The sequence below is a fragment of the Haloferula luteola genome (genome assembly GCF_014201715.1).
GTDB lineage: Bacteria > Verrucomicrobiota > Verrucomicrobiia > Verrucomicrobiales > Akkermansiaceae > Haloferula > Haloferula luteola.
This window is the reverse complement of sequence record NZ_JACHFD010000004.1, coordinates 20,126-42,748: the sequence shown is the minus strand read 5'-3', so window position 1 is coordinate 42,748 and position 22,623 is coordinate 20,126. Positions and strand designations below refer to the sequence as shown.

The window sequence follows — 22,623 nt, the reverse complement described above, 5'->3', positions numbered from 1 at the left end:
ATGACGTCGCGTGCGACGCCTCGATGCATGGCCGAACGGTACAATTGTTCAATTCAAAATGAACAAAAGGCCGACATCACGATCGGAAAATCGCCCTTTGGAACTCCTCATGAGGTTTCCCGAACTTCCTGAAAACGATAGCCCTCGTCGAAAATGGGCCGCCACCATTCTTCATGATCGAGATACCAATCGACCGTTTCCGCCAACCGCCGATCCGGATCCCTCGATGGCTGCCAGCCCAGTTCCCGTTGAGTCTGAGTCGTATCGAGCGCATAGCGGAAATCATGACCCGGCCGATCCACCACATGCACGATCCGCGATGCATGAGGGCGCCCATCTGAAGCCGGATGACGGTCGTCGACGCGTCGGCAAAGGTCGTGAACCCAATCCAGATTTCTGCGTTCGTGATTCCCTCCGAATAAGTAAGTTTCTCCCGGATTTCCCCGCTCCAGCAGGCAGCAAAGCCCCGCCACATGGTCCTCCACGTGCAACCAATCGCGGACCTGCAGTCCACTGCCATACACGGGAATTCGCTCGCCAGCCATCGCCCGGAGTATCACCTGCGGCACCAGCTTTTCGGGAAACTGAAAAGGGCCGTAGTTGTTCGAGCTGTGCGCCACCAAAACCGGCAATCCGTAGGTCGTGCCCCACGCCCTCACCAAGTGGTCCGAACCGGCCTTGCTGGCTGAGTAGGGGGACCTCGGCGCATACCGGCTTTCTTCAGTGAACTGACCCACCTCTCCCAGTTCACCGAACACCTCATCGGTCGAAACATGGATGAATCGCTTTCCTGCCCAGCTCCCTGACCCGGTCCAAGCCGCCAAAGTGGCCTCCAAGAGCACGAAAGTTCCCACCAGATTGGTCTGAACAAAAGCGGCAGGGCCCAAGATCGATCGATCCACGTGGGACTCCGCCGCAAGGTGCATCACCGCCTCGGGGCTCACTGCCGCAAAAATGTGGTCCAGCGCCATCCGGTCCGTGATGTCCGCTTGGAAAAACCTGAAGCCCGGATGGGAACTGAGCTCCTCCAGCGACGCCCAACGACCCGCATACGTCAACTTGTCGACCACGGCCACCTGATGCCCCTGCCCCAGCAGACGGCGGACGAGATTCGAACCGATGAAACCGGCACCACCAGTGACGAGAACATTCATGAAAAGCTCAGGGATGGGGCCGGGATGGCAAAAGCAGCGAGAACAGGTCCACCTCGACCACTTGCGGCTGCCCGAGAAAGTCCATCAACACGCGCACTCTCTCACGCCCCGGAAGCACTTCGACGACCCGCCCATGAAAGCCTCCAAGAGGCCCATGCGCTACCTCCACCTCGTCGTCCGCCGCAATCTTGGGGATCAGCGTCAGGGTCTCATCGGGACCTTCCTCCACTTCCCGCTCCCGCACCTCCCGGCGCAAAGCTTCGACAAACGCCGTCGCAATTTCTGGCACCTGTTGACCAAATTTGACCAAGCCAGTCACCCCCTGCGCATACTCCACGTGCCGCCGCTTCTCAGCGAGGTCAAAGCGAGCCAGCAGATAGCCGGGAAACATCGCCTCCACCCACCAGATCTTACCCCGTCGGGTGGCCTTTCGGTAGCGAAGCCGCGGGCAAAAAACCTCCACCCCCTCCAGTTCGCGCAGATGCCCCGCCGCCAGATGCTCCCGCTTTGGCGCAGTTTTCACGCAGTACCATTTCGGTCCCTCCTCCATCACTGACCCAGGAACTTCTGCAAAATCGGCAACACCATTCGGCCTCGGCGGATCCATCCTTCCAATCGCTCCACCCGCTCGTCGAAAAACGCTCGATCCGCCGGCTCAATATCCGCGGAAATCGCCTTCTGCAGCGCCGTGATCTTCGTTTGGCCGCTCTCCAAGTGCGGCCTTACCTGCTCACGAATGAACCCACCCACCAACGGTTTCAACTCCGCCGCTGCTTCAAAATAAGTCCGCCGCACCCCCACCACTTCCAACTCCCTCACCGCACCAAGGCTTTTCAAAGTTCGCAAGCCTTGGCTCGCCGAACCTTTGCTGATGCCCAAGCGCGCCACCAAATCATCCAGAGAAAGCGGCTCGCGACTGATGTACAAAAGCCCGTAGATTTCTCCAACGGACCCCGGAAGGCCGAGCACCCGGACGCCATCGACAAAGATATCGATCGCCCGGCGCTCCACCTCCGTCAGCGCCCTGTCCTCATCATCCTGCTTCAACTCCGGCACGCTCTCCCCATACGCGGTCGAGCGGGATTGTTCAATTCAAATTGAACAATCACCCTCCACACGGGCTGGACACCCCCTGCACGACTTCCAGCACTTGTCGTACATCCGATTCATCGTGAGAGATTCCCACCACAAACCGCACCAGCGTTTGTTCCCGGCCCACCTCGGCTTCCAGATCTTCCGGGACCTGCCATTCATAGAATCCCACTCCCGCCTCACGCCAGACCTGAGCCAAGGTGCGCGGGACCACCACGAAGACCTCATTCGTCCGCGGCTCGTAGGCCAAACGAACTCCCGAGCACTGCGCCAACCCCTGACCCAACATTTCGGTCAGGCGATTGGTTTCTTTCGCCAGATTCAGCCACAGCCCGCCTTCGAAATACGCTTCCAATTGGGCCGCAATGAATCGGGTTTTCGAAAACAAATGGGCGGCCCGCTTGCGGATGTAGGGCAATTGCACCGCCATCTTCGGATCAAAGAACACCAGGGCTTCCGCGCACCAACAACCATTCTTGGTCGCTCCGAACGAAAGGATATCCACGCCTGACTTCCAGGTCATTTCCGCCGGACTCACATCGAGCGCCGCCAGGGCATTCGCGAACCGCGCACCATCCATGTGCATGGGCAACCCAAATTCACGGCTCACCGCCGAGAGCGAAGCCACCTCGTCCGGCGAATACACCGAGCCCACCTCCGTCGCCTGTGTGATCGAAACTGCCATCGGTTGGCCGGCATGGATAAACGTCTCCGGATACCGGCCAATCCCCTCTCTCAAGCCACCGGCGTCGATCTTTCCCGCCTTGCCCGGCAGCGTGTGCAGGCGACCTCCACCGGTAAAAAAGTGCGGAGCCCCTCCTTCATCTCGGACGATGTGCGCCTCGCGATGGCAAAAGGTCACTCCGGCCGGCCTCGCAATCGCGCTCAGGGCCAGAGAGTTCGCCGCCGTGCCCGTCCCCACGAAATACACCGCCACCTCACGCTCAAAGATCTCATTGAAGATCCCTTCGACTTTTCGGTCCACCGGGCTCGTTCCATACGCAGGGGCCACACCGCCTGCATGGCGCTCCAGATTCCGCGAAATTGCCGGGTGAGCCCCCGACCAGTTATCCGATGTGAAATTCATGCTGTCAGAAGAAGAAAACGCCCGTTTTCCCGGGCGTCTTCCATCATCCAGCAAGCAAATCGTGGTCCGATTCCACCACCGAATTCCACATCAGGCGGAAACCTGCGCGATCCAATCCTCCAAATTGTAGTACGTCGTGATCCGCGAAATCCGTCCGTCCTTCAGTTCGAAGAACGAACCTGCCGGGAGCACGTATTTTTGCCCCCTCGCCTCCGGCAACCCCTCATCCGTCGTGAGGTATTCGCCATTCACCACAAACTCTGCCGCCGCACGCGTCGGGTCCTCCCCAACAAAAACCTCAACATCCGTCAGCAACTCTCGGTAGCACTTCGTCATGTGGGCGTTGAATTCGGCAAAGCGGGCCTTACCGCGACGCACCCCACCCTGGTTGACATGGTGAGCCACCTCCTCGCTCACCATCTCCAACATCGCCGCCGTATCCCCGGCATTGAAGGCCTCAAAATACGCATGGATTTGATCGCGGGTCGTCATGCCCGAAATCCACCGATCGAGCCCCACCCTGTCGAGAATTTCTCATCTTGTGCCTCAGGCGGTCCTCCCCATGCTGCGCGGTAGCATGACTGCTCCTACTCCGCGAACCGTCGGCATCATCGGCCTCGGCATCATCGGCGCCATCTGGGCCCGTCACTACCACCAAGCCGGGGCCCTCGCCGGGGCCTGGAATCGCACCGCCCAGCCCGATTTCCCCTGTTGGCAAGACCATCCCGCCGAAGTCGCCCGCGCCGCCGACGCTATCCAGATCGTCGTCGCCGACCCCGCCGCCGTGCAGTCGGTTCTCGATGCCATTCTTCCCGCACTCGACTCTACCAAGGTCGTCATCCAATCGAGCACCATCGATCCCGACAGCAGTGAAACCTTTCAGCGTCAGATCACCGCGACCGGCGCCCGCTATCTTGAAGCCCCATTCACCGGCAGCAAGCCCGCGGCCGAAGCGGGAAAGACGGTCTTCTATCTCGGCGGCGATCCCGCCCTTTGCCGCGAACTCGAGCCCCTCCTGTCCTTGGTTTCCGAAACCCGCATGCGCATCGGAATTCCGAGCCAGGCCTGCGCCCTGAAACTCTCGATGAACCTCAACATCTCCGCCCAAATGGAAGCACTGTGCGAAGCCCATGCCATCGCCACCGCTGCGGGCATCGCTGATGATGTGTTCTTCCAGGCGCTCTCCAAAAACGCCTCGCGTTCGGGTCTCAGCGACCTGAAAGAACCCCTTCTCCGGGCTCAAGCATACCCACCTATGTTCTCCGTGAAGCACATGCACAAGGACATGCGCCTCGCGTCCGGCATCGAGGCCGCCAAGGAGTTTCCTGTCCTAGCGGCGGTGACCGCTCGCTTGGCCCAAGCGGAGGCCCGTGGCCTTGCCGACGAAGACTTCGCCGCATTGCGGAAACTTCTCTAAGCTCCGAGCCCCCCCTTGTGCAGGGCTTCCATGGCTCCCTGCGGACATCCCATGGCTTGAGAAAGCGGACCCAAAACCCGCCGTATCCCTCTCATGCGGAAGTCCATTCTCAGTCTGACCCTCCCGTCCATCCTCCTCCATGGGAGCTTCGGCGCAGAGCCCGATTCGTTGGCCGACCGACAATGCCGCTCCGTACACCTCGCCTATCAGGCACCGCCTGCCCAATGGGCCTGCATCGAAGTGACTCCCACCCAGTCCTCCCCGGGCACCTACTTCTGTGCTCTCGGATTCAGCCGCGGCTACCTCGGCATGCAGGAACTGGCTGACGGGCGCAAAGTGGTCCTCTTCTCCGTCTGGGATTCTCCCGATGCCGGCAACCTGACCGATCGACCTGAGCACACCGACCCAGCCAAACGCACCGGCGTCGTCCAAATCGGCAAGGGCGTTCGTGAACAGCGCTTCGGCGGCGAAGGCACCGGAAGCCAGAGCTTTTTCGAATACCCATGGTCCCTCGAAAAACCGGTTCGCTTTGCGGTCCATTCCTACCCTGAAGGCTCCCTCACCACCTATACCGGGTTCTTCTACGATGATTCCCGCCATCAATGGCAACTCATGGCATCCTTCCGCACCGCCACCCGGGATGCGTTGACCGGCCTCTACTCCTTCATCGAAGACTTCCGGAGAAATCAACAATCCGCACACCAACAGCGCCGGGCCGAATTTCATCAAGCTTGGGCCCAAGACCTCGACGGAAACTGGCAGCCGCTGCTCGAAGCCCAATTCACCGCCGACTCCAACCCCTCCCACGCAATCGACGCCGGCACTGCCGGAACTCGATTCTTTCTACAGACTGGCGGCGCCACCCGAAACATCCACCAGCCCCTCGGGAGCTCGCTGTCCTGCGCTCCAGGACCATCCTCGCCACCTGACCTTCCAGTCCTCCCGAATCGGCTCAAATAAGAGAATCGTCGCCCTCCAACTCTCCGCCCTCTTCAAAGTCCACCTCCCGCACCCTCTTCCGATCGCGCCAGAATTCCACCTGCTTGCGCAGCGTTTCCCGCAACCCAATCCCGTCGCTCACCGCTTCAATCGTGACCTTAGGATGCGACCGGTCCGAGGTATCCAGATGCAGATTTGAGAGCCCAAACATTCGGAACCAAAACGGACGATCCATGGTCGTGTCCTTCACTCGGTAAAGTTCCACCTCGTCGATCGTCTGATTCAGCACCCCTTCATAAAGCCGCAGGCGCTCCGTCGTCAGTTCATAAGTCCGACACCGAACCACCAGATAGTTCCACAGCATCCACAGAAGCGGCAATGGAAGCGCAAACCATACCGGAGGAAATAGCATCCCACCCCACCCCAGACCACCCACCACCACCAGGGCCAGCAAATGCCTTCCCAGATGAAGAATCTGAGACGGGCTCCCTTTCCATAGAATTTCCTCACTCATGGCGAAATCCTGACGCCTCTTCTGAATCTCGACCAGTGGAGAATCATGGCGCAGTTGGAATCCGCTCCTGAAAGAAATCGACCGTTCCCTCAACCCGATCGCAACCCAGATCATCCGCCTACCCGAATCCACTTCCGGCCGGATGATTCGGGTCGACCGAGCCTGGTGCAGGCACGCCGCCATCCTGCCGCCGCTTGGCTAGGCATGAGCCAAAGGTCGGCAACTTGACGCCCCATTGCACGTCGAAGGCGCTCGCGCGGCCCCACGCCGGAGCGACGGTAGGGGTGACCCGGCAGGCACGGAAAAGGGAGCCCAAGCGACTGCAGGCCGGAGCTAACGAGGTTTGCGGGTGCCCACTTTTGATTTCGGCGCAAGCCGCACTCGGCACCCACTAGCACGAGGCGTGACGGAGCGGTCGTTTGCTCGTTGACCGGGTGGCCGTTGATCCACCGCCAGGCTCAGCGCGTGTAACAGCTATTCCCCGTTCCAGACTTCTTTGAAGTTCAGCCAAGGAAGCCAAACCAGTTTCGGAGCATCATCGCGTCGGTGGGGAGCGTGCCATGAATCGCGCCGAGTGATGGGAACGCTTCCGCCGTCTTTCAAAAATGCGGAATGCAAACACAGGTTGAGATGCTTCATAAGGGATGAGGAGAGAGATATCGTTGATGACGCTCGAAAGATCGCTTCCCACCCATCATTCATGTCTGGACCGGTTCGATTCTTATCAACCACCAGGAAATCGCACCGCTCGACACCGAAGTTCCCGAAATGCCGGCCGATTTCGACCCCCTCCGCTCATCCACGGATGAGGATCCCGTGCCGCACCGCCCTGGAGCTCCGGTGCCCTCCATCGGAAGCGGACGCGATGCTCTCCGCGATTCGGGGCGTCCTTAACGCTAGCTTCAGCCGTGCCACCCCATGAACGTCGATGCCATACCTCGCAGGGAAAACGGCATCTCACACTCACCCATCCATCCACCGCCCGAGGGCCGCTTCGAGCTTGGTTCCCCGGCGGACGCAGAAATTTTCACCCAGCTCAAGGGTGGCTCGCTTTCCCGCGGAGTTTTGGAAGTGGATCAGCACGGGCGTCTTTCCGGGATGGGCGGCGATGGCCTCCCGGATCTCTTGCAGGTCACGCTCAGAATGGCGCGCGGTCCAAAGCGCCAATTCCACGAATTTCGAATTCGATGCCCCACGGCTCTTGAGTTCATTGAGCTCCGCTCCGGTCAGACGACGGGAGTCCGTGCGGTCGTCGATCTGAATCTGTGCCTTGAATCGGATCACTTTGCCTGAAACGAGAATTCCTGCGTCTCGCGCCGGAACAAAACTCTCGCCCCATACCATCACTTCGCGCGAGCCCGTGAAATCTTCTATGACCAGAATGCCGAATGGCTTTCCCGATTTCGTGACCCGCGAATCAACGCTGCGGATCATCCCGGCAAAGGGAAACCGATCGCGCGGATGCTGGATCTCGATCTCGTCTACCAAGCCGAGTTTGCAGTAGCGGTCAGAGTCGAGCACCGCCCGGAATTTGTCGAGGGGATGCCCGGTGACATAGAAGCCGAGAAGCTCCTTCTCCATCGCCAGCCGATCATCCTTCGTCCACTCCTCGACCTCCACGGCAGAAACCGTACTAGGCGGAGGCGTCCCAAAATCCATCCCATCAAACATGGAAACCTGGCCCGAAGCCCGGTCGCGCTGAAGCGAGGAAGCACTGGCGCACACCTGCTCCAAGCGGGCGTGCATCGTCGCACGGCCTTCACGAGTCCAATCAAAGGCACCGGCCTTGATCAGGTTCTCCAAGATCCGCTTGTTGACCGCCTTCGAGTCCAACCGGTTGGCAAAGTCCTCCAGCGAAGCGAACGCTCCCTTCGAGTCCCGCTCAACAATGGCCTGAGCCATCGCACCCTCACCGACATTCTTGATCGCAGCGAGACCATACCGAATCGCCATCGAACCATTCGGTGCCAGCTCAGGAGCGAAGCGCAAGCGGGAGCGATTCATATCCGGCGGGAGAATCTCGATCTTCATCCGATGACACTCGGCCACAAAGACGCCAATTTTGTCAGTGTTGTTGATCTCGTTCGAAAGCAGGCCTGCCATGAACTCGACCGGGAAGTTCGCCTTGAGGTAGGCAGTCCAGTAGGAAATGTGCCCGTAACAAGCGGAGTGGGATTTGTTGAAACCATACCCCGCGAACATCTCGATCTTCTTGAAAATCGCGTCGGCCAGCTTCTCCTCAATGCCGTTGGTTTCGCGACAGCCTTGGACAAACTTGTCACGCTCTTTCGCCATCTTGGCAGGATCCTTTTTTCCCATCGCGCGGCGCAGCAAGTCAGCGCCACCGAGCGAGTAGCCGGCGAGGAGCTTGGCGGCATTCTGCACCTGCTCCTGATAGATCATGACGCCATAGGTGTTGCCACTCACCTGCTCGAGCAAGGGATGCTCGTAGAAAGGCCGGTTTCGGCCCTTCTTCACCTCGATCATCTGGTCGATGAACTGCATTGCCCCCGGACGGTAGAGGGCGAGAAGGTCAATGATGTCGTCGATCTTCTCGATCTGATATTTCCGGCAGGTCTCGACCATGCCACCCGACTCCAGCTGGAACACCCCCATGGTTTCCCCACGATTCAGAATCGCGAAGGTGGCTTGGTCATCAAGAGGCACATCCTCGATCACAAAGTCCGGCGTGTGGACCTTGATGTGTTCGACGGCGTCCTGAATCACGGTGAGGTTCTTCAGACCGAGGAAGTCCATCTTGAGCAAGCCCACCTCGGTGATCGCGCCCATGTCGAATTGGGTCACGACTTCCCCTTCGTTACCGCGAGTGAGCGGGACATGCTCGTCGAGCGACCGGTCTCCAATCACGACGCCGGCAGCGTGGATGCCGACGTTACGAGTGAGGCCTTCCAGCTTCATCGCGTAGTCCCAAAGTTCCTGATAGGTCGAGGAACTCTCAATGAGTTCGCGCAGCTCGGGCTTGGCATCCCACTCCTTCTTGAGGGTCACGCCAGGCTTGGCTTCGATCATTTTCGCGATCCGGTCCGCCTCTCCGTAGGAAACACCCATCACCCGTGCGACATCGCGAAGCACACTCTTTGCACCGAGAGTGCCGTAGGTGATGATGTGGGAAACACTGCGTTCACCGTATTTATGGCGCACGTAGTCGATCACCTCCGGTCGCCGGCTCTGACAGAAGTCGATGTCGACATCGGGAGGGCTGACCCGCTCTGGGTTGAGGAAGCGCTCGAAAAGAAGTCCGAACTGAAGCGGGCAGATGTTGGTGATGCCCATCACGTAGGCGACGAGCGAGCCGGCTGCCGAGCCCCGGCCGGGACCGACGGGAATGTTGTGATCACGTGCCCACTGAATGAAATCAGCGGTGATGAGGAAGTACGACGCAAAACCCAACTGATTGATGATGCCGACTTCGTACTTCAGGCGTTCCTGGATTTCCGCGCGAGCCGCCTTCTCCTCGCCATACCGTTTCACGAGACCCTCTTGGCAGACCCGCATCAGGTACTCCTCGCGGGGTGAGCCATCGGGAGAATCAAATTGGGGATATTTCTCCGAACTGGTGGAATCCAGCTTCAGCTCAACGTTGCAACGCTCGGCAATCTCCAGTGTCGCATCGCATGCCCCGGGGATCTCGGCGAACAGTTCTCGCATCTCCTCCGCCGATTTGAAGTAGACTTCCGGCGTGTAGCGCATGCGATTTTCGTCGATCAGCAGCTTCCCGGTGCCGATGCAAATCATCACATCATGGGCCTCATGATCATCGCGATTGACGAAGTGGACATCGTTCGCCGCCACGGGTTTGAGCCCGAACTCGCGGGCGAGTTCGAGGAGACCGGGGGTCACCTTCCGCTGGGGTTCCAGGTGATGATGGTGGACTTCGACGTAGACGTTTTCGCGCCCGTAGATATCGACCAACTCAGCCATCGTTTCGCGGGCTTTGTCCATGTCCCCCGCGAGAAGCCATTCATTGACCGGGCCGGAGATGCAGCCGGTGAGGCAGATGACTCCCGTGGAGAACTCGCGCAGGGCCTCACGATCGACGCGGGGCTTGCCGTAGTAGAGTCCTTCCAGATGGCCACGGGAAACGAGTTTCTGCAGATTGCTCCAGCCCTCCATCGTCTCGGCGAGCAGCGTCATGTGGCAGGCCCGCTTGCGACCGGGAATGTCCCGTTTTTCGTCGAGCTTGCCGGGAGCGAGGTAGATTTCGCAACCGAAGATCGGCTTCACTCCGGCGCCTTTGCAGGCCAGGAAGAACTCAATCGCGCCATAGAGATTACCATGGTCGGTCATGGCCACGGCAGGCATGCCGAACTCTTTGGCTTTTGCGGCCAATTGCTTTGTCCGCGCCATCCCATCAAGCAGGGAGAATTCAGTGTGGACGTGGAGGTGGACGAAAGAGTCGGACATCGGGCGCGGGCCAATCTGGAGGGACGGGCGCGGGAGGGCAAGAAAGGGGTGTCCAGGAGGGGGATTTCGCGGGTTTTCCGCAGGGGTCCAAGGCTCCGACGCCGACTTGCCCTTACAATCCCAGACGTGCGGCTTGACGGGCGGCTTCCGCCCGGTTGGAGATGCCGAGCTTTCGATAAATTGCCTTGATGTGGCTCGCTACGGTGCTCTCCGCAATCGCCAGATTCTCCGCGACTTCCGCATTTCGCAGACCGCGGGAAATGGCGGTGAGAATTTCCTTTTCGCGATCGGTCAGACGGGCCGCGACTTCTGGTCCTGCAGCGGGTCCGGTTTGCTGGAAATGCTCCATGATACGGCGAGCGACGCTCGGGGATAAAGCAGGGATTCCCTGCACGAGGTGCTGGAGTTGCCGCGCCAGCAGTTCTCCCGGCTGGTCCTTCAGCAAATACCCGGCGGCACCCAGCGACAGCGCCGCGACCATGGTGGCATCATCCGTGGCCACCGTCGTCACCACGCATTTCGCTGGCATCCCCAGATCCTGAAATCGCCGCAACAGATCCAGTCCCGATCCATCCGGCAACCCGAGGTCAATCAACGCCAAGTCGAAGGCATGCCTTCCGGCCAGTTCCAGGGCACCCGCGACGCTATCCGCCTCAAGGCGGTGGCAGCGGGGAAAGGCTGCCCTTGCCACTCCAGAAAGCCACTCCCGTGAGGCCGGCAGGTCTTCAACGATCAAAACCAAATTCATGATAGGACACCTTCTTTCATCATCGGAAAGCTCGCCCGCAGACGTACCCCATTTTGCAACCCCTTGCATTCGAAGGAACCTTTCAATCCTTCAAGTCGTTCCCTCATCCCTGCCATCCCCGTACTTCCTTTCCGCACCACGCCGTCCCAGCCTCCACCATCGTCCTCCACCACCAGTTGCAGGAACTGCTCAGAAACCTCAAGCGAGAGCTCAACCCGCTCGGCACCGGAGTGTCGGATCACATTGGAGAGCGACTCGCGAATCACCGCTCGCAGGGCTTTCATCGCGTCTCCGGACAGGCGCACATTTTCTACCAAGTCCTGCTTCCAGCGAAGATGGATGCCGCTCATTTCCAACCGTTCACCGCTTTCGCTTCGGAGATCCGCAAGCGCTTCCCCCAACGAAAGTCCGGCATGCCCACGATCATTGATCACCTCCCGTAAGTCGGCGAGGGATTCGCGAATGCGGAGGTCCTTATCGCTCGCCTCCTGAGCCTGCAAAGCTGCCAACAAATGAGCGCCGATATGATCGTGAAGATCCCGGGAAATCCGACCCCTTTCCTGCGCGACTCCCGATTGATATGAAGTATGGCTTTGAATCGCGTGCTCCAGCATGGATCGCAGTTCACCCGCCTGCCGCGCCTCCGCAGGACCGAACAACGCCCGCCCCCTTCGGAGAAATTCTAGCCGCAAGGCCGGCATGCCACCCACGCCAGGGAGCAGCAGAGACTGCCCGTCCTGGCCGATCTCCTCGATGCTCGATGTTCCCACTGCGACGTCCAGAGACAAGGGGTCGAAAACCCTTTGGATCAAATGCTTCCACCCTTCCCACCGACGTTCATCTCCGGGTGGCAGTGCGGAAAGATCGAGCACCTCGCGAAACAATCCCAAGCTCTCCGCTTCACGACGGCGCGTCATCCGCCGCCACACCCAGGCCCGAAATGGCAACCAAACCCCACCGCACACCAACAGCGCCGCTGATAGCGAAAAGCTCTCCGACCACTCCAGAGTGAAGACAAAAAAACCATCAAGGATCACGAGCAGCAGAACCATCGCCGCCCACCCCACAGATTGACGCCACCATTGACCAATTTCGAAGAGCCGAAATCGCAAGATCCCCACCGCCAACCCACCATACACTAAAAGAAAAAGCAAAAAGGCATACCCCTGAAGCGGCGAGGTATCGATCCCAAACATCTGTGGCAGCAGAATGAAACCCGCGAACAGAAAGGTGCCCAACAACCACGAGCCCAGAAACCACTGCAACGCCGCCCGTTCAACCGGCGATCGCGAGGTCCGAAACCAATGCCAACCCGCCAGCCCCAATGTGGCCGGCATCGCCAACATCACCAGAAACCTCCGAGCAAAGGTCATCGAGGAAAACACCCCGATCTGCTGAAGGACGAACCAAAGCACAAACACCCCCACCACCGAACGACCCACCCACCGGGGTGCCATCGGACGCGGATAATAGAGGAGCAAGCCCACGAAACTGGCAGCAAACAAGCTGCCACCGAAAAAATTGAGATCGCAGGCACTGTGAAAAATCCCTGCCGGAACCGCCAACTCGCGAGTGGTGTAAATTGCCGCCGCCGGCGCAAACAACAAGGTCGCAAAACCACTCAGCAACAGGTATCTCGCCCCATTTCCCCCGGGCCGGAATGCGATCACCGCGGCCGACACCCACCACGCCACCAGGCCCACAGCCAATTGGACCCAGAAGTCCGTTGGTAGGCTGCCCAGGGGACGCTGGGGCTGCGGACGAACGGGATACGCCCGGCCATCTTCCGCAATCCATTCCACCTCCTCCGCTCGCTGAATGGCGGCCAGACGATCCTGCCGCGCCAAGAATTCCCCATAGATCTCGTAAGTCCCCATGCTTCCATCGGGCTCGATGGTGAGGTCGAGGGGGCGCAAGTCCATCCGATCCCCCCCTCCCTGAATCGCCACCAATGGAGTCCCCACCGGCACCGCCGCAGAAGGGCCAGCCGTGTTCATCGCCACCACCGCCCTGGTGTCCGAGGCAAGACCCAGACGCATGCCCAATCCCGGCTGCTGGTGAGCCAATCCCACAACGACCCCCAGCACGATCACGCCGAGGATCCAGGACATCGCGAGCACCTTGGCCGGGGGGATGCGAAGCTTGGGGACAGGAGGCAAACTCACGCCCGCACGCTTTCACATCTTCACCCCCCAAGGCAACGTCATTGCCTCCTCCTTCTCCCCCATTCAGAAAGATTTCTTCGTCCTCTTCTGGACTCAAGTTCAGCCACCCCCGTACGATCCCTCTTTCACCACCTCAACGTCGATCACCTCACCCTCCAACTCGGCTCGGCGGGGTGCGCCCGGCGGTTCAGGAGAGACCGTAGTCGCTCCCGGAACCACAAGGCGAATACGATCCTTCAGTGCCGATTGGAGACGCTTGACCACCGCGGCGCGCACAGGCGGCGTCAGCAGAAGAAAGCCGATCGCATCGGTCAGGAATCCGGGAGTCAGCAACACGGCTCCGGCGATCAAAATTAGCAGGCCTTCGACCACCTCCTCGTGGGGAAGGCGACCTTCCGCCAGAGATTGCCGGTAGCCCTGCAGCACCTTCAGTCCCTGTTTTTTGGTGAGCCAAGCGCCAAGGAAACCGGTGAGTAGCACGATCGCCAAGGTCACCGGAAGGCCGATTCGCTCGCCCACCGAAAGAAACAAGGCCAGCTCGATCACCGGGACGGTAATGAAGAGTAGAAAAAGACGTCCGAACATCGCGCCAAGACCCTAGCACTCATCCCTCGCCGATCCAGAGAGACTGCTCGGCCCCCCATCACTCCTGCCTGCATCGATGGCCTCCGTCATTCAAACTTGTGTGCTCCACCGAGTTTGTCCGGATTGCGCACCACGAAGACCGCCTTCACCCGCCCATTCTCCAGCGCCAAGGTCATGGCGGATCGCGAGCCATCTCCGCTGCGGATCAAGGCACCGAGAGAACCATTGATGCGCACCCAACGCACAGGGGGTGGCGCCGTTTGGTGAAAACGCCGGAGGCCGATGAACATCCGAGCAATGCGGTCAGCTCCACGAATCGGGAGCAAGGCGGCACGAACTTTCCCGCCGCCGTCGCTGTAGAGCACCGCATCTTCTGTGAGCAGACGCAGCAAATCCGCCATCTCCCCGGTGCGAGTGGCTTCCACAAACTCCCGAACCAGCCGTTCAGCTTCGTCATGGGCGCTCGACTTTTGATCGTCTGGGCGGGCCAGGCGCACCTTGGCGCGCGAGACGATTTGGCGGCAGCTTGCCGCCGACTTGCCCACGATCCCCGCAATCGATTCGTAATCATGTCCAAAGGCCTCGCGGAGCAGAAACACCGCACGATCGATCGGAGAAAGCGTCTCCAACATCAGTAGGAACGCCATCCCCAGCGTGTCAGCGAGCGCCGCATCCTCGGAAGGAGGTGCCGAACGGTCCTCCAGCAATGGCTCCGGGAGCCACACCCCCACATACTCCTCCCGCTGACGGCGGGCGAGCCGGAGTTGGTCGATGCACAATCGGGTCAGGGTGGTCGTCAGCCAGGATGCCTCATTTCGAATCTGCGATGGCTCCGCACGGTGCCAGCGCAGGAAAGTCTCCTGCACCATGTCCTCGGCCTCCACCGCGCGACCGAGCATCCGGTAGGCGATTGAGAACAGGCGACGACGGTGGGCTTCGAGATCACTCATTCAGCTCAAATCAAAATCAGACGGCCAGCTCGACCGGCAAGCGGAAGCCGACTCCAAAACGATTCCAGGCGTTGATCGTGGCAATGGCCAGCGTGATCCAAGGGATCTGTTCATCATCGAAGTGCTCGCGCAATGCGGCGAAGTCTCCATCGCTCACCGCGCCGCCGGCGAGGCGGGTGAGCTTCTCCGTCCAAGCCAGAACCGCCTGCTCAGCGGGCGAGTAAAGATGGGCCACCTCTCGCCACACCGGCAGCAGCTGGAGTCGCTGCGGCGAAATCCCCGACTTCACAGCATCCTGAAAATGAAGATTCATGCAGTAGGCGCAGCCGTTGATCTGGGAGGCACGAAGCTTGATGAACTCGAGCTGCACAGGATCGATGCCGGCAGCACGCACGGCAGTTTCAAGGGAGAGCATCGCCTGCATCGCATCAGGTGCGGTTTTCCAATGCTCGAGACGGGCGCGTGTCGTGTCGGTCGTTTCCATACACCGTCATAGGACGGATTCGGCCGGGTGCTTGTGACAGGACGACGGAATTCGATCGAAAAACTCCTCTGGTGCCTTCCCCTTCACGACCAGGAATCCGGAAACAAGCCGCCAGCTCCCGACGTATCGAGAGCCATGAAGTGCCTCCATCGTTCTCAAACCGCGCCACTCCTGGCCCTGTGGTCGCTTTGCCTGATCCCAGCCGGCTTGGCTCAGAAAGTCGGAGATTCCGTCACCCCCGATGCGCTTCAGAAAGCCGATTGGGTGCAAGGAGAAGCTCCGACCGCCTGGGAGCCCGGTAAGCTCTACCTCATCGAATGCTGGGCCACATGGTGTGGCCCCTGCATCGCCGCGATTCCCCACGTCGACGAGCTCTTCGACAAGTATGCCAGCCAAGGCCTCCGCGTGATTGGCATGAATGTTTGGGAAGATGGGCGCGAGAAGGTCGCCAAGTTCGTCGCCGACAAAGGAGAAGGCATGTCCTACCCCGTGGCTTACACGGGACGCAACGGCGCCTTCGAAACCGATTGGCTCAAACCGGCAGAAGTCCGCGGCATTCCCCACGGCTTTCTGGTTCGGGATGGCAAGGTCATTGGCATGGGCCACCCCTCTGGATTCACGGACGAAGTGATTGGCACCCTCCTCAAAGGGGGGGATGCCGCTCAAGCCGCCCTTGATGAACTCCAGGCCAAAGCGCAACAACAACAGGCGGTTGCCGCCGCCCGTGCCGCCTGGAGCGAAGCGAGCAAGGCACAAGACCCCGTGGCCATGAAAGCAGCGGCCGACCAACTCGAAGCCGCCAGCCCGGGCGATCTCTACCTTCCCCTCCTCCGCAACGAGACCCTCATCGCGGCCAAGGATTTCGACAGCCTTGAAAAACGCATTGAAGAGTGGGGGCCCGAAGATTCGCTTCGCCCCCTGATCCTGACCTCGCTTGCCCGCTCCATCGAACAGGTGGAAGACCTGCCGGAGAGCACCTCAACCAAGCTCATCGCCGCCTATGAAGCGATGGTTTCCGAGCAAGGAAACTCCGCCAACCACTCGATGTTGCTGGCACGACTGAAATGGAAAGCTGGCGACGAGGATGCCGCGAAAGAAGACGCCGCCCGAGCCGGTGAGCTGGCCAACGATCCCTCCAACTACCTGCCGAGCGAACCTTATCAGAAATTCGCAGAGTCCATGAAAACAGGAACAATGCCCAGCCATGCGGAGTTCACCGCCTGGATGCAGGCAGCCATGAAAGCCGCCCGCGAGAAGAAGGAAGCCGAGAAAAAGAGCTGAGAGCAGAAGGGTTCCCACCCGCCAACTTTGCGTGGGAGCCACCCCGTCAGCGCAGTCCCTATCCCGTCCACGACCGATCTTCGGCCGAAAAATGGGAGAAGCATTTGACAACCCGTGGGACGAGGAGGCGAAGCTGGAGATCCTGACGCGATGAAGCCTGCGAAAAGCAAACTCATCCCCTCCCTCGTTCTTCTCTTCGTTCTTGCCACCTGCGGGATGCTCGGACGTTGGATCACTTCCCTTCGCTCCAACAACGAACTCCTCGACTCATCCAACACCCGGCCAAATTCGACCGAGACTGATGATTCAAAAGTCGTCAAACGGCTCTCGACCGCATCACGGGACAGGGATCTCGACCGCAATTTATTTCGGCTCCTGTCCATTGTCGGATCGATCCGAGAACAAGGAGAGTTCCGCCTACCGGTAGCCAGGGACCTTCAGGCCGCTTTGGATGAAATCCCGATCGATCAGCTTCTCGCATTGCTGGATCGGTTGGATTCAAAAGGCTTACCGAGTCAACATCATCAACAACTCATCGATTTCATCTTCGGTTCCCTTAGCCGACGGGATCCCGCGCTCGCTCTCAATACCTATCAGGGCCGGAAGCACCCCAGCGCGAAAGCCCATCAACACCGAATGGCAATCTGCCTTCGTTCCTGGTCCCAACGTGATCCCCAAGCGGCCTTGGAATGGTTTCAGGCAAAACAAGCCGAGGGTTCCGTCCTCCTCAGCGACGAGACGACGACGGTCGATTGCACCACCGTACTGAAAAGCATCCTCGTCCAGAGATTCGCCGCTGAAGATCCAACCACGGCGATCGAGCTCTGGTCGTCCATGAGCCAAGCCGATCAGGCGACCTGCCTGAAGGACGATTGGTTTTCGCGAGTTTCACCCGATCACCAAGTCGCCATCGCAAACTTCCTTCGAGAACAGTCCGATCACGATCCAGATCTCCTTGCGACCGCCGCCAGCCTGAGACTCCGTCAAGGTGATCTGAACGACCTCCACGGATTTCTCGACCTCCTTGCTCCATCAGCGGAGGAACGCGCCGCCATGGTCTCAGAAGCCCTGCGGGTGCGGATTCAGGATACCCATGAATTGCGCATCAACCTTCCTGAGGCTCGGGAGTGGATCATGACCCAATCTCCCGAGCAGGCCGCCGCGCTCACCGGCACCACTCTCGCCCAAATGCTTGAATGGAGGGATTTTGCGGAGATGTCCGAGGCCGCGCTGCGCTACGATGCCCACGACCCCACTCAGCCGACACTCACCTCTTTCCTGCTGCAAGCACCGGAGACCCAAAGGACCGAAATCCTCCACTGGGCAAGCCGCCTTACCGACGCTGCAGCTCGAGAGAAAATTGTCGCTCGCATCTCCACTCCCACCCGAACTGGGGCAGCGAATTGAGAGGTTTCATCCCGCCTTGCGGCGAGAATCACCATGCCACTCCCAGGCCGGATGCCTGATGTAAGCCAAGGCCTCGGCGACAGTCAGCCCTCCGGACGCGGCTTTGGCTAACTGCTCCCGTCGTTGGCGCCACAGGGTGGTCTCTTCCGGCGTGGCGGGGTGACGTTTTTCGTACGGCGCCTGCTGGCCTACCAGCATCACCAAATAGCCCTCGATCCCAAAATCACTGTTGGTTCGACCGGTCCGATAACGACAGAATCCTGTGGGGCCATTTTCACGATAAAACTCGAGCAGCGAGGCAATCCCCGACAAATCGGTTTCCTCGCGGCAGCGACGCCAGAAGTCCGTCTTCCCTGCCGTGTTCAGCTGATAGTGCAGACCGAGAAAATCTCGGATGTCCTTCCACCCCTCACTGGCTTGTTCATTGTACAGCGCCACCATGCTCGGAGTCGGCTCCAACTCACAGTGCAGGAGAAAATCGATCAAAGTCCGCGAATGGGAGCACACCACCATCAGGGCCGTCGCCTCCAGCGGTTCGACAAAGCCCGCGGCATTTCCAATCGCCACCACATTCTTCACCCACATCCGCTGGTAGGCGCCACTCCGGAATCGAACCACCCGTGGACTCTCCGGTGCTTTCGGATTCTTCCGGCGAAACTCCGCCGCTGCCTCCTCGTCGGAAATCATGTCCGAACAGTAGACATAGCCGCGGTTGATCCGGTGCTCATGCTCAATGCGCCAGCACCAACCCACATCCATTTGCTCGGCCGTCGTGTATGGCAAGATCGGCTCACGGGTTCGCTCCCAACCCCCAACCACGGCACGATCGCAAAACAAGGTTTTGTCGAACGGCTCGAAAGGTTCCTCAAGCGCCCTTCCCATCAACTCCGAACGGAAGCCCGAGGCATCCACAAAAAAGTCCGCCTCCAAACGTCGGCCATCCCCCAATACCAAGGCGGTGATGCCCGTGGCATCCTGTTCCGTCGATACCAACTTGCCATCCGTGATCTCCACCCCCCACTCCGCCGCGTAGCTCTCTAACACTTCGACAAACTTCTCGTTTTCAATGTGAAAGGCATGCCATGGCTGAATGTCCGGACAGCCATTCGCCTGCCGTAAAAACACCTTGTCCTCACGCATCAACGCAGCCGGCAAATCCACGTGGCTGAACTCGTCGTCGCAATAGAATCCCACGGGGCGCTCCAACCCCGGCCAATGCGAATCGAGCTGCCGCCCGAACGTGTAATCAAAGCGCCCGCGCGGACCCCAATCGAATCGAATCCCAAGCTTCCATGTCGGCTCGGCACGGCGATAAAACTCCCCACGGGAAATCCCCAGATAATCAAACAGATGGGTCGGAAAATTCGGGGTGGTCCCCTCCCCCACACCGATCACGCCCAAGTCGGGATCACGAACGATCTTCACCTCCAAACGAGGGATTTTCTTCTTCAACGAGAGTGCTGCAATGAGGCCAGCACTTCCGGAGCCAACGACCAGGACCTTTTGAATCATGATCCCCCTACCTTGCGGACCTGAGATCGAAGACGGAAGACCGGAGTGCATCATTTATCGGCATGAATCCCCCCCTCCGCTCCGGCTCTCTCATCCTTTTCTCATCCTCCGCAGCATGAAATGATCGGCCCATGCGCTGCCTCATCATCGAAGACTACCCTCCCCTTCGCGAAAACATTGCTGAATGTCTCCGCGAAGAAGGCTATGCGGTCGACTCCAGCGCCACTGGCGACGAAGGACTGTGGTACGCCCGCAATCATCCCTACGACGTCCTCATTCTCGACATCATGCTGCCCGCAGTCGATGGACTCACCATCCTGCGCCAGCTCCGCGACCTTCAGGACAAAACTCCGGTCCTGATTATCAGCGCCCGCGACTCCATCCACCAACGCATCGAGGGCCTTGATGCCGGTGCCGACGACTACCTCGTCAAACCCTTCGCCCTCTCGGAGATGGTCGCCCGCGTTCGGGCCTTGGTCCGACGTCTCTACGACCGCGAAACCGCAGGCCTGCAGGTGGCCGACCTCACCATTGATACGATCACCCGCTCGGTCCGTCGCGGCTCCACCGAAATTACCCTCACCCCACGGGAGTACGCCTTGCTGGAATACCTCGCCTATCGGGCTGGTCAACCCGTCAGTCGCACTGACATCTGGGAACACGTGTACGAAGACCACGAGGGGGGCTCCAGCAACACCGTCGATGTCTACATTGGCTACCTCCGAAAAAAACTCCACCTTGAGGGCCTGCCCGAGCTCATCCACACCCGCCGTGGCTTTGGCTACCTCCTTGCCCCCCCTGTCCCATGAGCCACCCTTCCATGCGCAACCGGCTACTCGCCGGAACGGCGCTCATCGTCACCCTCGTTCTGCTGGTTTCGATGGTGATCATCTACCAGTCGTTCGCCCGCATCTTGCGCAAAGAGATCCGCATGCAGCTGGTCGAAAGCGCCGCCCTGCTCGCGAAATCCGCCGAACTCGAGCCCGAAGGCGTCGTCTACGAATGGCATGAGGCGCTGGAATCCGGATCGTCCATCGGCGTCCCAGGCTTGTTTCAGTTTTGGAACTTGAACCAAGGCACCACCCTTTCTTCCCCAGCCCTCAAGGGCGCCAGCCTCAAACCGTTTCACGGCGAGCTGGACGAGATCGTCGTCCGCCCGGTCAAGCTGCCCGATGGCCGCCCTGCCATGGCCGCCGGGCTCCTCCACCTCCCCTTCCTGGATGCCGAGGGCATCGAGGAAATGAAACAACGCGGACAGGTGCTCACCCCCTCCGATTTCCCCCAGGTCCTCGTCTGTGCCCGCGAAACGGAATCTCTCGATGCCAAACTACGAAGAATCCAGTGGCACCTCATCCGCGCAGGATCCGCGACCCTGCTCGCCATCGCCATTTCCACCGCCTTCATCATTCGTCGCAACCTACGACCCATTCACTCGTTGACGCGTCGACTCGACGCGCGCTCGCTCCAGGACGGCGGCCCCATTCCACCCACACCTGAAGATCTTCCCCGCGAACTCACCGGACTCGCCAATGCCTTCAATCGCACCCTCGAGCGTGTCGAGGCCGCTCGCGAACGCGAGCGCCAGTTTGCCCTCCACGCCGCGCACGAACTGCGCACTCCCATCGCGGGCATTCAAGCCACTTTGGAACAGGCAGTCAGCCGCCAGCGTAGCAGCGAAGAACTTCAAACCCGTATCCACTCTGCCCTCAACCTTGCCCACGACATGGGCGCCACCATCCACACCCTCATGCGGCTCGCGCGACTGCGCGGAGGCCTCGAGATGCCCGTCGCCGAATCCTTCGATCCCGCCGCTCTGGTACATGCCCTCTTCCAGGAAGGTGCCGACCGGTTTTCAGCACGCAGCCTGCTCCTCCAAATCGAAGGACCTATGAGCGGACCGTTGCTCAACAGCGACCCCGAACTCCTCCGTGTCGTCCTCGCCACCCTGATGGACAACATCCTCCGCCACGCTCCCAGCGACTCCGACGTCTCCATCGTCATCGAAGAGAACTCCGAGGGCTTCTCCCTCCAGCTCACCAACTCCGCACCTCAGCTCATCCATCACGAGCTGGTGGATCTCTTCGAGCCCTTCCAGCGCGGACAGCAAGTTGCCGCCTCCGAAGGCTCCGGTCTCGGCCTCAGTTTGGCTCGGGAAATCGTCCGCCTGCTCGGCGGAGCGATCACCCTAAAGCTTCAACACGGCCAATTCACCGTCGCCCTCACACTGCCTCGCCACGGTCGCCACGCCGACGCCTGAACAAAGCCACCCCCGCGAGAGCGCCGAGCGCAAAGCTGCTCGGCTCCGGCACCAGTTGACCGCGAATCTCGCCGCCCGGGAAACTGGCTGAGTGGACATTCACGTAGTACGACTCGCTCTGGAGATCGGACATCTGCGTCAACGTGAACGTCCCCGAACCACTCAAAGTGCCGGAAGTCGTCCCCGTCACCGTAAGGGCCGTGATCACGCCTCCATTCACACCTGCCGGTCCGAGGTGGATGTGAGAAGCCGTCACGTTGCCCACCAAGCCTGCATAAGTACCGTTCAAGGTCCATGCCCCCGTCACATCATCGAGTGACAATGTTGCCGATCCGCTTCCCGGGGAAGCATTCGGCGGCACCTCTTGGCTCCCCTCGAGAGTGGCGGTGAAAATCATCGTCGCGGCGGAAGCAGCGTGAGTGAGGAACCAAGCGGAGACCAAAGTGGACCAAATCAGGGATTTCATCGGAGATGTTTGCGGGTTGGGTTGGGTAGGGTTCCCATCAAGCCCAGCTCCGTCCGTGAGCACAATGACGAAAGGCACCGGATTGCTTGATGATCCTTCAGCAAAACGTCACGGGGGCGTCCCCCACGCTGAATGGCCGG

20 protein-coding genes are annotated in these 22,623 nt (G+C 59.9%); 6 read left to right on the top strand and 14 right to left on the bottom strand.

Annotated features, from left to right (window positions below; translation table 11 throughout):
- Nucleotides 1–107: 107 nt before the first annotated feature.
- The 5 genes from rfbB to HNR46_RS04925 form a co-directional block, all read right to left on the bottom strand.
- The gene (gene rfbB / locus HNR46_RS04945) at nt 108–1,154 is read right to left on the bottom strand and encodes a dTDP-glucose 4,6-dehydratase (RefSeq protein WP_184016386.1); all 1,047 of its coding nucleotides are present in this window, start codon (nt 1,152–1,154) and stop codon (nt 108–110) included.
- Between the two features lie 7 nt (nt 1,155–1,161).
- On the bottom strand, nt 1,162–1,677 hold the full coding sequence (nusG, locus tag HNR46_RS04940) for a transcription termination/antitermination NusG family protein (RefSeq protein ID WP_184016384.1): 516 nt from the start codon (nt 1,675–1,677) through the stop codon (nt 1,162–1,164).
- 26 nt (nt 1,678–1,703) lie between these two features.
- Nucleotides 1,704–2,210, bottom strand: a complete 507-nt coding sequence (locus HNR46_RS04935) for a MarR family transcriptional regulator (RefSeq protein WP_184016382.1) — start codon at nt 2,208–2,210, stop codon at nt 1,704–1,706.
- A 49-nt stretch (nt 2,211–2,259) separates the two neighbouring features.
- The gene (locus tag HNR46_RS04930; protein WP_184016380.1) at nt 2,260–3,333 is read right to left on the bottom strand and encodes a threonine aldolase family protein; all 1,074 of its coding nucleotides are present in this window, start codon (nt 3,331–3,333) and stop codon (nt 2,260–2,262) included.
- 90 nt (nt 3,334–3,423) lie between these two features.
- Nucleotides 3,424–3,825: a ketosteroid isomerase-related protein gene (locus HNR46_RS04925; protein ID WP_184016378.1), complete on the bottom strand. Its 402-nt coding sequence runs from the start codon at nt 3,823–3,825 to the stop codon at nt 3,424–3,426.
- A gap of 85 nt (nt 3,826–3,910) precedes the next feature.
- Between HNR46_RS04925 and HNR46_RS04920 the strand changes: the two genes are divergently transcribed.
- Nucleotides 3,911–4,750 (top strand): NAD(P)-dependent oxidoreductase, encoded by an 840-nt coding sequence (locus HNR46_RS04920; protein ID WP_184016376.1) that lies wholly within the window; start codon nt 3,911–3,913, stop codon nt 4,748–4,750.
- Between the two features lie 93 nt (nt 4,751–4,843).
- Nucleotides 4,844–5,710: a DUF3472 domain-containing protein gene (locus tag HNR46_RS04915; RefSeq protein WP_184016374.1), complete on the top strand. Its 867-nt coding sequence runs from the start codon at nt 4,844–4,846 to the stop codon at nt 5,708–5,710.
- On the opposite strand, the gene HNR46_RS04910 is transcribed toward HNR46_RS04915, so the two are convergent.
- The 7 genes from HNR46_RS04910 to HNR46_RS04880 form a co-directional block, all read right to left on the bottom strand.
- Nucleotides 5,703–6,203 carry a PH domain-containing protein gene (locus tag HNR46_RS04910; protein WP_184016372.1) on the bottom strand — a complete coding sequence of 167 codons (501 nt, stop codon included), beginning with the start codon at nt 6,201–6,203 and terminating at the stop codon, nt 5,703–5,705. The two genes, HNR46_RS04915 and HNR46_RS04910, sit on opposite strands and share 8 nt — an antisense overlap.
- A 963-nt stretch (nt 6,204–7,166) precedes the next feature.
- Complete coding sequence (gene dnaE / locus HNR46_RS04905) at nt 7,167–10,628, bottom strand: DNA polymerase III subunit alpha (protein WP_184016370.1); 3,462 nt, start codon at nt 10,626–10,628, stop codon at nt 7,167–7,169.
- A 112-nt stretch (nt 10,629–10,740) separates the two neighbouring features.
- The gene (locus HNR46_RS04900; protein ID WP_184016368.1) at nt 10,741–11,376 is read right to left on the bottom strand and encodes a LuxR C-terminal-related transcriptional regulator; all 636 of its coding nucleotides are present in this window, start codon (nt 11,374–11,376) and stop codon (nt 10,741–10,743) included.
- On the bottom strand, nt 11,373–13,487 hold the full coding sequence (locus HNR46_RS04895) for an ATP-binding protein (protein WP_184016366.1): 2,115 nt from the start codon (nt 13,485–13,487) through the stop codon (nt 11,373–11,375). Before HNR46_RS04895 ends, HNR46_RS04900 begins: the two co-directional genes overlap by 4 nt.
- Before the next feature lie 153 nt (nt 13,488–13,640).
- A complete protein-coding gene (locus HNR46_RS04890) occupies nt 13,641–14,126 on the bottom strand; it encodes an FxsA family protein (RefSeq protein ID WP_184016364.1) in 486 nt (161 codons plus the stop codon).
- Between the two features lie 86 nt (nt 14,127–14,212).
- A complete protein-coding gene (locus HNR46_RS04885) occupies nt 14,213–15,076 on the bottom strand; it encodes an RNA polymerase sigma-70 factor (protein WP_184016362.1) in 864 nt (287 codons plus the stop codon).
- A 16-nt stretch (nt 15,077–15,092) separates the two neighbouring features.
- Nucleotides 15,093–15,560 carry a carboxymuconolactone decarboxylase family protein gene (locus HNR46_RS04880; protein WP_184016360.1) on the bottom strand — a complete coding sequence of 156 codons (468 nt, stop codon included), beginning with the start codon at nt 15,558–15,560 and terminating at the stop codon, nt 15,093–15,095.
- A 135-nt stretch (nt 15,561–15,695) separates the two neighbouring features.
- Here HNR46_RS04880 and HNR46_RS04875 point away from each other — a divergent pair, with 135 nt between their 5' ends.
- Both HNR46_RS04875 and HNR46_RS04870 read left to right on the top strand, forming a co-directional pair.
- Nucleotides 15,696–16,841 carry a TlpA disulfide reductase family protein gene (locus HNR46_RS04875; RefSeq protein WP_184016359.1) on the top strand — a complete coding sequence of 382 codons (1,146 nt, stop codon included), beginning with the start codon at nt 15,696–15,698 and terminating at the stop codon, nt 16,839–16,841.
- Nucleotides 16,842–16,991: 150 nt separating this feature from the next.
- The gene (locus tag HNR46_RS04870; protein WP_184016358.1) at nt 16,992–18,248 is read left to right on the top strand and encodes a hypothetical protein; all 1,257 of its coding nucleotides are present in this window, start codon (nt 16,992–16,994) and stop codon (nt 18,246–18,248) included.
- Nucleotides 18,249–18,254: 6 nt separating this feature from the next.
- Here HNR46_RS04870 and HNR46_RS04865 read toward each other — a convergent pair whose 3' ends face one another.
- Nucleotides 18,255–19,760: a tryptophan halogenase family protein gene (locus HNR46_RS04865; RefSeq protein WP_184016357.1), complete on the bottom strand. Its 1,506-nt coding sequence runs from the start codon at nt 19,758–19,760 to the stop codon at nt 18,255–18,257.
- A gap of 131 nt (nt 19,761–19,891) precedes the next feature.
- Here HNR46_RS04865 and HNR46_RS04860 point away from each other — a divergent pair, with 131 nt between their 5' ends.
- Entirely contained in the window at nt 19,892–20,569 is a 678-nt protein-coding gene (locus HNR46_RS04860; protein WP_184016356.1) for a response regulator transcription factor, read from the top strand.
- On the top strand, nt 20,566–22,017 hold the full coding sequence (locus HNR46_RS04855) for an ATP-binding protein (RefSeq protein WP_184016355.1): 1,452 nt from the start codon (nt 20,566–20,568) through the stop codon (nt 22,015–22,017). Before HNR46_RS04860 ends, HNR46_RS04855 begins: the two co-directional genes overlap by 4 nt.
- On the opposite strand, the gene HNR46_RS04850 is transcribed toward HNR46_RS04855, so the two are convergent.
- A complete protein-coding gene (locus HNR46_RS04850) occupies nt 21,980–22,483 on the bottom strand; it encodes a CHRD domain-containing protein (protein ID WP_184016782.1) in 504 nt (167 codons plus the stop codon). The two genes, HNR46_RS04855 and HNR46_RS04850, sit on opposite strands and share 38 nt — an antisense overlap.
- Between the last annotated feature and the right edge of the window lie 140 nt (nt 22,484–22,623).